10 protein-coding genes are annotated in these 12,508 nt (G+C 66.3%); 7 read left to right on the forward strand and 3 right to left on the reverse strand.

All coding sequences use genetic code 11. The features are described 5' to 3' along the window. Positions 1 to 30: 30 nt before the first annotated feature. Positions 31 to 1,149: a GNAT family N-acetyltransferase gene (locus F7O44_RS16050; protein ID WP_222851418.1), complete on the reverse strand. Its 1,119-nt coding sequence runs from the start codon at positions 1,147 to 1,149 to the stop codon at positions 31 to 33. A gap of 210 nt (positions 1,150 to 1,359) precedes the next feature. On the opposite strand from F7O44_RS16050, the gene secA reads away from it, so the two are divergent. Next, positions 1,360 to 4,173, forward strand: coding sequence for a preprotein translocase subunit SecA (gene secA, locus F7O44_RS16055; RefSeq protein WP_162451273.1), 2,814 nt, complete (start codon positions 1,360 to 1,362; stop codon positions 4,171 to 4,173). 89 nt (positions 4,174 to 4,262) lie between these two features. Beyond that, a complete protein-coding gene (locus tag F7O44_RS16060) occupies positions 4,263 to 5,255 on the forward strand; it encodes an SGNH/GDSL hydrolase family protein (RefSeq protein WP_162451274.1) in 993 nt (330 codons plus the stop codon). Between the two features lie 53 nt (positions 5,256 to 5,308). On the opposite strand, the gene F7O44_RS16065 is transcribed toward F7O44_RS16060, so the two are convergent. Together F7O44_RS16065 and F7O44_RS16070 are read right to left on the reverse strand one after the other, a co-directional pair. Then, positions 5,309 to 5,860 (reverse strand): Rv3235 family protein, encoded by a 552-nt coding sequence (locus F7O44_RS16065; RefSeq protein WP_162451275.1) that lies wholly within the window; start codon positions 5,858 to 5,860, stop codon positions 5,309 to 5,311. A gap of 14 nt (positions 5,861 to 5,874) precedes the next feature. Then, the gene (locus F7O44_RS16070; RefSeq protein WP_162451276.1) at positions 5,875 to 6,591 is read right to left on the reverse strand and encodes a LysM peptidoglycan-binding domain-containing protein; all 717 of its coding nucleotides are present in this window, start codon (positions 6,589 to 6,591) and stop codon (positions 5,875 to 5,877) included. 193 nt (positions 6,592 to 6,784) lie between these two features. On the opposite strand from F7O44_RS16070, the gene F7O44_RS16075 reads away from it, so the two are divergent. The 5 genes from F7O44_RS16075 to pruA all read left to right on the forward strand — a co-directional run bounded on the left by F7O44_RS16075 (position 6,785) and on the right by pruA (position 12,443). Next, positions 6,785 to 7,336 (forward strand): hypothetical protein, encoded by a 552-nt coding sequence (locus F7O44_RS16075; RefSeq protein WP_162451277.1) that lies wholly within the window; start codon positions 6,785 to 6,787, stop codon positions 7,334 to 7,336. Between the two features lie 112 nt (positions 7,337 to 7,448). After that, a complete protein-coding gene (locus F7O44_RS16080) occupies positions 7,449 to 8,150 on the forward strand; it encodes an SAF domain-containing protein (protein ID WP_162451278.1) in 702 nt (233 codons plus the stop codon). Continuing rightward, positions 8,147 to 9,493 carry a CpaE/TadZ family protein gene (locus F7O44_RS16085; protein ID WP_162451279.1) on the forward strand — a complete coding sequence of 449 codons (1,347 nt, stop codon included), beginning with the start codon at positions 8,147 to 8,149 and terminating at the stop codon, positions 9,491 to 9,493. Before F7O44_RS16080 ends, F7O44_RS16085 begins: the two co-directional genes overlap by 4 nt. 69 nt (positions 9,494 to 9,562) lie before the next feature. Further along, complete coding sequence (locus tag F7O44_RS16090; protein WP_162451280.1) at positions 9,563 to 10,537, forward strand: patatin-like phospholipase family protein; 975 nt, start codon at positions 9,563 to 9,565, stop codon at positions 10,535 to 10,537. A 277-nt stretch (positions 10,538 to 10,814) separates the two neighbouring features. Continuing rightward, a complete protein-coding gene (pruA, locus tag F7O44_RS16095) occupies positions 10,815 to 12,443 on the forward strand; it encodes an L-glutamate gamma-semialdehyde dehydrogenase (protein WP_162451491.1) in 1,629 nt (542 codons plus the stop codon). Positions 12,444 to 12,508 lie beyond the last annotated feature (65 nt).

Raw genomic sequence — 12,508 nt, forward strand, 5'->3', positions numbered from 1 at the left:
GCGTCGCACCTGGTGTTCTACACCCAAGGGTCAAGCGAGATCGGTGGGGAGGAGATCGTAGCGATGGTGATCGGCTGTGCTGCCGTCGCTGCGCATCAGGTCGGCTCGTTGCGCGCCGATGTAGCGGAAGCCGGCCCGCTCGATCACCTTGCGGGACCCCTCGTTTCCCTCCGCGTGTTCGATGATGAGCCGCCGAAGGCCGAGGCCGCCGTCCTCGGTCGGGAGGAACGCATGCCGGATCACCATCTGGGTCGCCTCTGAGGCGATACCGCGGCCGCGCGCCGACGGATGGACGTGGTAGCCGATCGAGCCTTGATCGTTGCGGTGACCGAACAGTCGCAACCCGAACGTGCCGATGGACGGTCCGCCCTCGGGACGGACCGCGGCCCAATGCACTATCCGGCCCGAAGCGGCGTCCTCCCGGGTGCTGTGGATGAAATTCACGGCGTCGTCGATGGTGTAGGGACTCGGCAGGCCGCTCAGCCAGTACTGAGTCTGTGGGTCGCTGCATGCCTCGGCCACGGCGCCGGCGTCGGTGTCCTCGAGCGGGCGCAATGTCACGCGCTCCCCGCGAATCACCGGCGCATCGAGCCAGCGCGAGGCCGGCGTCATCGGATCGCCGGCGCACAGCGTCGCCACCCAGGCGTCCCGCCGCTTGCCGCGTTGGGGCTGCCCGCCCCGGACGAGCCCTTCGTGGCGGAAACCGGTGGCCCATGCCACCCTCCGGGAAGCCCAGTTCCCCACGTATGCCCACCATACGAGGTGGGTCAGGCCGAGGGAGTGGTGGTTCAGGACCCGCTCGGCGACGAGCCGCACGGCATGGGAGGTGAGCCCGCGCCCGCGCGCTTTCGGATCGGTCCAGAATCCGATCTCCCCAAGGCCGTCGCCGGTCAGGGTGACACCTATGGTTCCGTCCAGCCGGCCCGTGAGAGGCTCCCGGATGGCCCAAATGAGCGAGGTCGCGTTTGCCCAGCCGCCGGCCACCACGGTATTGACGAATGTCTCAGCATCGGCCCTGGTGTACGGGGACGGCACGGTGGTGCCGTCCTGAATCGCCGGGTCCTGGCAGAGTTCGGTGATGCGATCGATGTCGGCCCGGACCGGCATCGACAGCAGTACGCGCTCGCTCTTGAGCTCGAATGGTTCCATGGCTCGTATAGTGCCCATGACGGGTGTACCGAGGGCAACTAGAATTCATCGCATGGCCCGTCGTGGTGGCGGATGTGGGCGCGCAGGAAACTGGGCGCCTATCCGAGCCGTTATCGATTCGGGGTTCGCCACGTACCATGGGGGGTTGGGGCCACCAGCTTGAGGTACCCCATGCCGCCTCGCAGAAACATCGCCTAGGAGTTGACCCTCGTGCCCATTCTTCTCGACAGGATTCTTCGCGCCGGAGAAGGCAAGGCTCTCAAACGTCTCGAGGCGATAGTCAAGCAGGTCAACAGCATCGAACAAGACTTCGTCGACTTGTCCGACGGCGAGCTTCGCGGGATGACCGACGAGTTCCGCAAACGGTACGACGACGGCGAGAAGCTCGACGATCTCCTGCCCGAGGCATTCGCCACCGTGCGTGAAGCAGCGAAACGTACGCTCGGGCAGCGGCACTTCGACGTTCAGATCATGGGCGGAGCCGCGCTGCATCTCGGCAACATCGCTGAGATGAAGACCGGTGAGGGCAAGACCCTGGTGGCCACGTTGCCCGCTTACCTCAACGCGTTGTCCGGCGACGGCGTGCACATCATCACGGTCAACGATTACCTCGCGGGCTTCCACGCCGAGTGGATGGGGCGCATCCACCGTTTCCTCGGCCTCGAGGTCGGCGTGATTCTCAACGGCCTGACATCAGCCCAGCGCCGCGCCGCATACGCCGCGGACATCACCTACGGAACCAACAATGAGTTCGGCTTCGACTACCTCCGCGACAACATGGCGCAGCGCACGGAAGACATGGTCCAGCGCGGCCACAACTTCGCGATCGTCGACGAGGTGGACTCCATCCTCATCGACGAGGCCCGTACACCGCTGATCATCTCCGGACCAGCCGATCAGCCGACCAAGTGGTATAGCGAGTTCGCCAAGTTCGTCCAGCGGTTGCACCGCGACAGCGACTACGAGGTCGACGAGAAGAAGCGCACCGTGGGTGTGCTCGAACCGGGCATCGAGAAGGTCGAAGACTGGCTCGGCATCGACAACCTCTACGAGAGTGCGAACACCCCGCTTATCCAATACTTGAACAACTCGATCAAGGCCAAGGAGTTGTACCGGCTCGACAAGGAGTACGTCATCGTCGACGGGGCCATCCTGATCGTCGACGAACACACCGGCCGGGTCCTGTCCGGACGCCGTTACAACGAGGGCATGCACCAGGCGATCGAGGCCAAAGAAGGTGTGGAGATCAAGCAGGAGTACCAGACCCTGGCGTCGGTGACCCTGCAGAACTATTTCCGCCTCTACGAAAAGCTGTCCGGTATGACCGGAACCGCCATGACTGAGGCGAGCGAGTTCGACAAGATCTACAACCTCGGCGTGATCCCGATCCCACCGAACCGTCCGCTGGCCCGGATCGACAACGACGACCAGATCTACCGCACCGAGAGCGCGAAGTTCGATGCCGTGGCGGACGACCTCGCCGAACGGCACAAGAAGGGCCAGCCGGTGCTCGTCGGCACCACCAGTGTCGAGAAGTCGGAGCGGCTGGCGCAGATGCTGCGCAAGCGTGGCGTCCCGCATGAGGTACTCAACGCCAAGCAGCACGACCGTGAGGCCGCGATCATCGCCCAGGCGGGTCGCCGGGGTGCGGTGACGGTGGCCACCAACATGGCCGGTCGTGGTACCGACATCATGCTTGGCGGAAACCACGAGTTCATGGCCGCCGCCGAGCTCAAACAGCGTGGCCTGGACCCCGTGGAGAACCCCGAAGAGTACAGCGCCGCTGAGAAGGCGATTCTCGAGAAGTACGAGTCGCAGGTCGCGGCGGAACGCGACGAGGTCCGGCAATTGGGCGGACTCTACGTGCTCGGCACCGAGCGGCACGAGTCCCGGCGGATCGACAACCAGCTGCGCGGCCGGTCCGGCCGGCAGGGCGATCCTGGTGAGTCGCGGTTCTACCTCTCGCTGGAAGACGACCTCATGCGGCTGTTCAAGTCCGACTGGGTCGAGATGATCATGCGTACGCTCAACCAGCCGGACGACGCGCCCATCGAACACAAGCGTGTGAGCAGTGCGGTCAAGAGTGCTCAGTCTCAGCGCGAGGCCCAGAGCTTCGAGATGCGTAAGGACGTCCTGAAATACGACGACGTTCTGAACCGCCAGCGCCAGGTCATCTACGAAGAGCGTCGCCGTGTCCTGGGCGGCGAAGACCTCCATGAGCAGGTTCTGGGCATGATCGACGACGCGGTCGGCGGGTATGTCCGCGCCGCCACCAGCGACGGATTCCCGGAAACATGGGATCTCGAGCAACTCTGGACGGCGTTGAAGACCCTCTATCCCATCTCGCTCGACATCGACGAGCTGATCGGCGAAGCCGGTGGCCGCGAACGGCTCTCGTCGGAGTCACTGGTCGAGAAGGTCCGGGCCGACGCCCAGGCCGCCTACAAGAACCGTGAGGAGACACTCGGCGCTGAGGTCATGCGCGAGCTCGAGCGCCGGGTGCTGCTGACGGTTATCGACCGCAAATGGCGTGAACACCTTTACGAGATGGATTACCTCCGGGAGGGCATCGGGCTGCGGGCGTTTGCTCAGAAGCAGCCGCTCGTGGAGTACCAGCGCGAGGGCTTCGATTTGTTCGCCGCCATGATGGACGGCATCAAAGAGGAATCGGTTGGGCTGCTGTTCAACCTCGAAGTCCAGGTCAAGCCGAAAGACGGCGAGCAGGCAGCTGACGATTCCACCCCCGTCGTCGAAGCCCAAGGGCTCACCCCGGCCCGCCGTCCGGCACAGTTGCAATACACCGCGCCCACCGTGGACGGCGACGCGGGTGTTCAGCGCCGAACCGAGCGCACCGCGCCGGTGGCCTCAGGACCCGGGGGAGCACGGGGGGCGCACGCGGCGACACAGGAAGACGGCGACGGTGAGTTTGACGGTGTGTCCCGCAACGCACCTTGTCCGTGTGGTTCCGGCAAGAAGTTCAAGCGTTGCCACGGTGATCCGAAGCAGCGCGCCGCGATGAACTGAGGGGGTCCGCGGCCCCGGGCGGAGGCGGACTTCTGGCCAGTTCTACCGAATGGGTATCGCGATAGAAGATCGTCCTTTATCGTTTCGTTATGGTAGATCGTCCCCTCGTCAGTAGAAGTCGCGTCCGCCGCCCCGTGTTCGTCGTTGCCCTCGCGATCGTCACGGGCTTGGCACTGCTGGTACCGGCCGGTGCGGCCGCCGCGCTGGCCGCCAAGCCGGGGGACGGGTTCGAGAAGTCGCTGATCCGCGTTGTCCGGAACGATCAGTTCATCGATACCGCGCCGGCCGGCGTCGTCTCGCTCGGGGATTCGTACTCGTCGGGGTTGGGTGCGGGGAGCTACGACGACGATTGCGATCGCACGCCGCAGGCGTGGGGCATGCTCATCTTCGCCGACGAGGTGTCGCGTGAAGACCGGTTGTTACTCGCATGCTCGGGCGCCGTCGTCGACGACGTTTACGACCAGCTCGACGATCTGGCGGAGGCCGGCCCCTCTGGCGGCAGGCTGATCACGCTGACCGTAGGAGGTAACGACATCGGCTTCGCCGGCGAGCTGGCGAGTTGCTTCGTTCCTTTTGTCGGTTGTGCGGGCCGTGAGACGACGTTGATGAACCGCATCGACGCACTTGTCGACCCTCTGACCGAGCTGTATGTCGATGTTCAGGCGGCCAACCCGGGCGACGTGCTGATCGTGGGCGGTTACCCGTTGCTGGTGCCTGATCCTGAAGTCCGCAGCAGCTGCCGGGCGCTCACTCCGTTGCTGAGCACCGCGGAGCGGGAGATGATCCGGCGCCTCGGCGTCGCACTCAACCAAGCGATCGAGGAAGCCGCGTCGGCGGCCGGTGTGCGCTCGGCGGGCGCGCAGCTCGAGGCGGTATTCGACGGGCACGAGGCGTGCGCCAACGGCCCGGATGACTGGCTCAACGGCCTCAAGCTGGGAAGCGGGTCACAGGAGCCAGACCCAGACGCACCGGAGACCCGCTGGGACGCGTTCGCCTCTTTCGTGCGTGAGTCGTTCCACCCGAACGTGGCTGGCCAAGCCGGCTACGCCGATGCGTTCACTACGGTGTGGGGCACCCACTAGTGCCGCTGATTCGCAGCCGCAGGGCAGCCTGGGCGGCGTCGAAGCGCGGGTCGTCAGACAAACTGGAGCGTTGTGCATTGCCACTGGTCCCCGGTGGCTTCCAGGCGTAGAGCCAGTGCCCGCACCCTGCTTCCGATCTGAAGGACGGCGCATGCCTCGACCACGGCCGGGTTGACCTCACAGACGCGCAGCGCGCGCACGGTAGGTGTCGCCGTCGAGACGGCTCGCGGCCGGGCGGCGATCCGGTGTTCCAGGCCCTGGTAGACGGCGTCGTTGGTCCACCGTGACAGCTGCTGAACCGGGCGACGCCCGTACAACGTCTCAATCAAGGCCTGCACGATCATCGCGCACCAGCGGCGTGGCTCTGGTGGGCCCGCCGCGGCCGCGATCGGTGGCGGGATGGCGCCAGCCGGCCGGCGAGCACGCTTGTTCGCGGCCCGGGTGCGGGCCGACAGGGCGAGGGTGCCTTGGACCGGAACGCCGTCCGTCGCGCGGCGGGTCCGCGCCAGGGGAGGTCGCAACTCGGCGGTCTCGTCATCGTAGGGCGGTTCGGTGACCGGAAGCGGCAGCCGCCGGACGCCGGCGGGCCTCGTGGATGTGCGCAACTAGGTGGCTCCGTTCAGGACTCTGGTGGGGAAAGCCGTAGGCCGGGCTGGATAACGTCGGGGTCGGTGCCGATTTGTTCGTGATTGGCGATGAACCACCGTGGCCACTCGCGGGCGATTTCGGCTGGTGTGGCGTCCGGTCCCAGATGATCCGCCGCGATACTCCAGAGAGTGGCCCCGGGCTCGACGACGACGGGGTCGTGGAGCCCGGTGGTGGCGGGCGGTTCGGCTGCGGGCTCGGATTCCGGCTCGGCACTGGGTGCTTGCCGGTGGGACGGTGGGGTGACCGGTGGCCGGCCGATGCCTGGAATGGGCCCCGTGCGGAATCCGTCAGAAGCGCACCTGGCAGGGGGCGATTCCGCGGTGGCTGCGAACTGAGTGGGCGAGGTCATCGCGGCCGCGGGCACGGCTGCGCCGAGCGGAGCAGCCACCGCGGCCAGTCCGAGTGCCACATGCGCCAGGCGCCGGGCGGAGGGTGGGACAACCCGGTCGGCACACCAGTTCGACGCGCGGCCCAGCTGGCCAGGGACGGCCGCCACCGCGCTGAGGATCATGGTGAGCAAGATCCATCCGCTCAGTGCCCATGCGGCCAAGGCCGCGCCCAGCGCGATGATGTCGTCGAATGTGGCGCTGCCCTCGGCCATGGCCTTCGCCGGACCGGTTGTCCCCCACCACAGGGCGCTCAGCGTCAGGACGTATCCCGCGGAGACCACGAGGAATCTCATGGTCAATCTGGCGATGGTGGGACGCCCGTGTCCTCGCGGTCCGGGGAGATGCTCAGCCTGTGGGGGGTGCGTCATGGCGATTGAGTCCTAGGTTCACGTTCATTTGCTTATGTTTGCTTTCGTTAGACCATGCAATCGCTTGTCTTGGTGGCCGTCAAGCGGAATCTAGACAACGGCTGGCTGCACGTACGGTTGGGCGATGCGCTGGACACGACTATTCGCTGATGTGGAAGCTCAGCTGGACGAAGCGGACCGGTTGGAACTGGAGGGTGAGGTTGCCGATCGGATCCGGAGTGAGCGCAAGACTGTGCAACTCGTCGATCGCCTGCGACTTGCCGGAGGAAACACTCTTGACGTCCGGGTTGCCGGGGCCGGGATCGTACGTGGGGTGCTTCATCACGCCGGGTCGGACTGGTTCATGCTGGACGGTGAGAGCGGTGGTGAACTGCTGGTCCCGCTTGCCGCTGCCCTTGTCGTGAGCGGGGCCGGGACGAAAGCTGCGGTGGCGGTGGAAGGCCGGCCTGTCATCTGGAGTATGGGCTTGCGTTATGCCCTCTCGGTGATCTCCCGAGACCGTTCTCACGTACACCTCACGCTCACCGACGGGTCGGCACTAGCAGGCACGATCGACGTTGTGGGCGCCGATTTCATCGACCTCACCCCTCGCTCTCCCGAGGAACGGCGGGGACCGCGCCATGATGCCGCGGCCAGCGTGTCTTTCGGCGGCATCGCCGTGATCCGCCGTACGTAGGTCGCCGGCGGCCGGGCTGCGCCAGTCCTTCTGCCACGACACCGGGGTTCGATGGGAGCGAGTTGACGGAAGTTCCCCGCACCCGCTGCTCGCCACGGCTACGCTGTCGCGAATGGTGATCAACAACACCACGGAAACGCCGCAGAGGCGGCAGGCCGAGCTGTCCGCGCCACCTGCCGCGCGGCTTCGCCGGGCCCGGTGGCACAGCCCGCAGATCATCGTCGGCGCCTTGCTGGTGCTGGTGCCGGTAGTGATCGGCGCCCGCGTCGTGGCGGCGGCCAACGACACCCAACCGGTGCTGGTCGCGGCGGAGAACCTGAGCTCGGGACAGCCGCTTGCCGCCGACATGCTCGAGATCCGCCACGTGGCACTGGACAACGACACGGGCTTGTACTTCACGGAGGCGCTCGGGGAAGGGCACGTCGTCCTCCGTGACGTGCGCGAAGGTGAGCTATTGCCGAGGTCGGTGGTTGTGGAGGCTGAGGAGGTCGTCTCGGGCGCGCAAGCGATGCGCTACCTCACTCTGTCCGTGCCCGCTGCCGAGGCGCCCGCGGGGCTGAGCGTGGGCGATGCCGTCGACGTCTGGCTCGCCAGCCCCGGTGACAGTGCGAGTGAGGCAGAAAAGCTGGCCCCCGGACTCACCGTCGCCCATGCCGACGACGGAGGCGCCCTTGGCCTGAGCGGAAGTCACGCCACCGTCACCCTGGTCGTCCAGGCGGACGATCCCGATGACCTCGAAGACCTGGTCGGTCAGCTGATCGCTGCCAGCCGGGATGGAAGTGTCTACTTGTCCAAGCTCCCGGGGCGCCGATGAGTCAGCTCCAAGTGCTCATCGCTGTGAGCGGTGCCGGGTGGGACTCGAGCCTGGTGAAGACGCTCGAGATCGCTCCTGGGCGGATCGGCGTGGCGCGGCGCTGCGTGGACCTGGCCGATCTGATGGCGGTGGCCGGTGCCGGCCTCGGCCAGGTGGCGCTCGTATCGGCCGATTTGCGGAGACTCGACCGAGAAGCGATCAGTAGCCTGCGCCTCAACCGGTTGGCCGTGGTCGGTGTGCTCCCGTCGGGTGAGTCCACAGCTGACGCGGCGCGCTTGGCGCAACTCGGCGTGCGGCACCGGGTACGTGTTGATGCTGACCCCGGGCAGCTCGCCGAGGTGATACTCACGGCCGCCACCGAGTCGCAAGCCGATCTCGGCGGGGCCGAGAAGGCGGCCATCGCCAACGGCCCAGCCGGGATCGAGGACGCCATCCGTTCCGGCGGCGCCGTGCGCCCGGCCGACGAGGACGCGAGCGCCGTCGACTTCGTCGAAGGCAGCGGCCAGCGGGGCCGGTTGCTCGCGGTGTGGGGCACTTGCGGTGCGCCTGGGCGGACCACCCTCGCGGTGAACCTGGCCATGGAGTTCTCGTTGCTTGGGCGGGCGACCATGCTGGCCGATGCCGACACCTATGGTGCCTCCGTCGCTCAAGTGCTCGGGTTGCTCGACGAGGCGCCCGGCCTGGCCGGAGCGGCGCGGCTGGCCAACAACGGTCAGCTCGACGCCATCTCGCTGGCGCGGTACGCCCGCAGGATCACTCCGAAGCTACATGTGCTGACCGGCGTCGTCCGGTCCTCACGCTGGACAGAGCTGCGGCCGTCGGCGCTGGAGATGGTGTGGGAGCAGACTCGTTCGGTCGCGGCGATGACTGTCGTGGATTGTGGATTCTGCCTGGAGGACGACGAGTCCATCAGTTTCGACTCGGCGGCGCCGCGGCGCAATGGGGCCACGCTCAGCACACTGCAGGCTGCCGATGTGGTGGTGGCCGTGGGATCGGGGGATCCCGTCGGGCTCGGCCGGCTCGTGCGGGGTTTGTCCGACCTGGCTGAGGTTGCACCGGAGGCAACTGTGCACGTCGTCGTCAACCGGGTGCGGCGCTCCGTCGCCGGAGCGGACCCGGAACAGCAGATCAGTGCCGCCCTGAACCGCTACGCGGGAGTCAAGCCGTTCGCTTTCGTGCCGGACGCGCCGCAAGTGCTGGACGCCGGCTTGCTGAGTGGCCTCTCGCTTGCCGAGGCGGCTCCGCGCACCCCGGTACGGCAGGCCGTCGCGGAGCTGTCCCGGCGGCTGCTGACCGCGGATGCGGCCACCGGCCGGCTAGGCCCGGCTCGGATGCGGTCCTGAATATCCGCAGGTAGACAGGTACTAATTCAAATGCCATGACTTTCCCGGACATTCGTGCACACTTGAAGCATGCAACGTCCGCATCATCGCGGTGAGCCCCGGCGGGGTCTGGTCCTGGGCGGGGGTGGCCCGCTCGGCGCGGCATGGTCGGTTGGTGCGCTCACGGCCATCGAGGGCGCCACCGGAATCGATCTTCGTACGGTGGATCACCTGGTCGGAACGTCGGCTGGTGCGGTGAGCGCGGCTCTGCTCGGAGCCGGGGTCAGCGTGGATCAGCTACGACGGCACCAGTTCGGCGAGTCCGTCGACGGTCCGCTCGAGAGCTCTGACTGGGATTACGACATCGCCACCGGAGGGCGCCGCCCCCAGCGGCCCAGATTGGGCATCGGTTCTCCGCGGCTGGTGACGCGGAACATCAGGCGGCTGCGGAAGATGCCGCCGGCGGTTCTCTTGTCCGCCCTCTTGCCTGAAGGCAGGGGGGCTTTGAACGCCGTCGGTGAGCTGGTCGCCGCCGTGAACCCGGAGGGCGGATGGTCCCCGCACACCGGTGTATGGGTGGTCGCCATGGACTATGAGTCCGGCCGCCGGGTGGCGTTCGGCCGGCCGGATGCACCGCCCGCCGAACTTCCCGACGCTGTCATGGCCTCCTGCGCCATACCTGGCTGGTTCGCTCCGGTCACCATCAACGGGCGGCGCTACATCGACGGCGGCGCCTGCTCCGTGACCTCGGTCGACTTGCTGGCCGGGCTAGGCTTGGACGAGGTCTACGTGGTGGCCCCAGGGGTGTCGTTCGAAACCGATCAGCCGCGTGGGCTGATGCCGCGGATGGAACGCGCGTGGCGCTCCAGAGTCACCCGTCGATGCGCGCATGAGGTGGCGAAACTTCGAGCTGGCGGAACTCGTGTCGTCGTGCTGGGGCCGGGTGCCGAAGACCTGGCCGAGATCGGTGGCAACGTCATGGACACAGGGCGCCGGTTGCGGGTTCTCGAGACGTCCATTCGCACGTCGGCAGCGGCATTGAGCACGCGAGCGAAAGCTGCCTAGTGTCCCGTGAAGCCGGTTCCTTGACACGGCTGTGGTGTTCCAGGTGGATGCCTCGCAAGGCGCCGGAGGAGGTCGATGCTGGTACATCGGACGACGACGGCAACGCCGCGAGGCGCCGCCTGGGCGCCACAGGCGTCAAGCGACCGGCTTTACGGGGCACTAGGTACTGCATTCTCGTCTTCCAGCCGTCCGGGGGATACTGGATCCGAGGCATCAACCGCTCGATGATGAACGGAGCCCCTGCACTATGTCTGCCAGCATTCCCGCACCCGGCGGAATCGACGCCGTCACACATGCGCCAACGCCGCTGAACGAGCCGAATCTGACCTACGAGGCCGGTTCGTCGGAGCGTGCCGAGCTGGACACCGCGCTGAGCGACCTGCTCGCCGACAATAAGAATCTGACCTGCACTATCGGTGGCGAACAGCGAGCGGGTGGTGGCGCGGAGATCCCCGTCGTCCAACCACATGCGCGACACCATGTGCTCGGCACCATGCGAAACGCGACCCAGGCTGACGCCCGAGCGGCCATCGATGCCGCTCGCGAGGCGGCGCCGGGCTGGCGTTCACTGTCTTTCGACGATCGTGCCGCGGTGTTCCTCAAGGCAGCCGAGCTGGCAGCCGGACCATATCGCTCGTGGCTCAACGCGAGCACCATGCTCGGCCAGTCGAAGACGATTGTTCAGGCCGAAATCGACGCCGCTTGTGAGCTCATCGACTTCCTGAGGTTCAACGTCGCATTCGGCCGGCAGATTCTCGAGGAGCAGCCGATCAGGAATGCTCCGGGCGTGTGGAACCGCGTCGATCACCGGCCGCTGGAAGGTTTCGTGTACGCGGTCACCCCGTTCAACTTCACCGCTATCGCCGGGAACCTTCCGACGGCCCCGGCCCTGATGGGCAACACCGTCCTCTGGAAGCCCAGTCCTACGCAGCAGCTGTCGGCGGAGATCACCATGCGCATCTTGGCGGCGGCCGGCCTCCCGCCGGGCGTGATCAACATGCTGACCGGCGATGGTGTCGCTGTTTCCGAGGTGGCGCTGGCGGATCCGGCCCTGGCCGGACTCCATTTCACTGGGTCCGCGCGCACATTCCAGACACTCTGGCGCACTATCGGGGAGAACATCTCCACTTATCGCGCTTACCCGCGAATCGTCGGTGAGACCGGAGGCAAGGATTTCGTCGTCGCTCACCCGAGCGCCGATATCGAGGTCTTGCGCACGGCGCTGGTCCGGGGGGCATTCGAGTACCAGGGCCAGAAATGCTCGGCGGCCTCGCGCGCTTACATTCCGCGCAGCGTGTGGAACCGGATGCGTGACGACTTCTTGTCACTGACCGACTCCCTGCCGATGGGCCCGGTCACCGATTTCTCCAACTTCATGGGAGCGGTCATCGACGATCGTGCCTTTGCCAAGCACACCGCGGCTATCGAACGGGCCAAGACCGATTCGTCGCTGGACATCCTGGCCGGTGGCCAACTGGACGATTCCGAGGGCTGGTTCGTCCGGCCCACGGTGCTCGAAAGCTCGGACCCGGAGCACGAGATCTTCACCACGGAGTACTTCGGACCGATCCTCGGCGTGTATGTGTATGAGGACGGAGACTACGATCGCGTACTCGCACAGATGGAAAGTGTGGCATCGTACGCATTGACCGGTGCGATCATCGCGCAGGAGCGAGCCGCCATCTCGGCCGCGACCACCGCGTTGCGCTTTGCTGCGGGTAACTTCTATGTGAACGACAAACCCACTGGGTCGATCGTGGGGCAGCAGCCGTTCGGGGGAGGCAGGGCTAGCGGAACGAATGATAAAGCCGGATCTGTGCAGAATCTCCTGCGATGGACCAGCGCACGTGCTATTAAAGAGACGTTCGTTCCACCACGCCGGCACGAATACCCGCACATGGGTTAAGCCCCGATCCCAGGGTTGAACCCAGATACTTGGGTTGAGCCCAGCACTTGGGTTCGAGAAGGCCA

Source organism: Phytoactinopolyspora mesophila (assembly GCF_010122465.1).
Classification (GTDB): domain Bacteria; phylum Actinomycetota; class Actinomycetes; order Jiangellales; family Jiangellaceae; genus Phytoactinopolyspora; species Phytoactinopolyspora mesophila.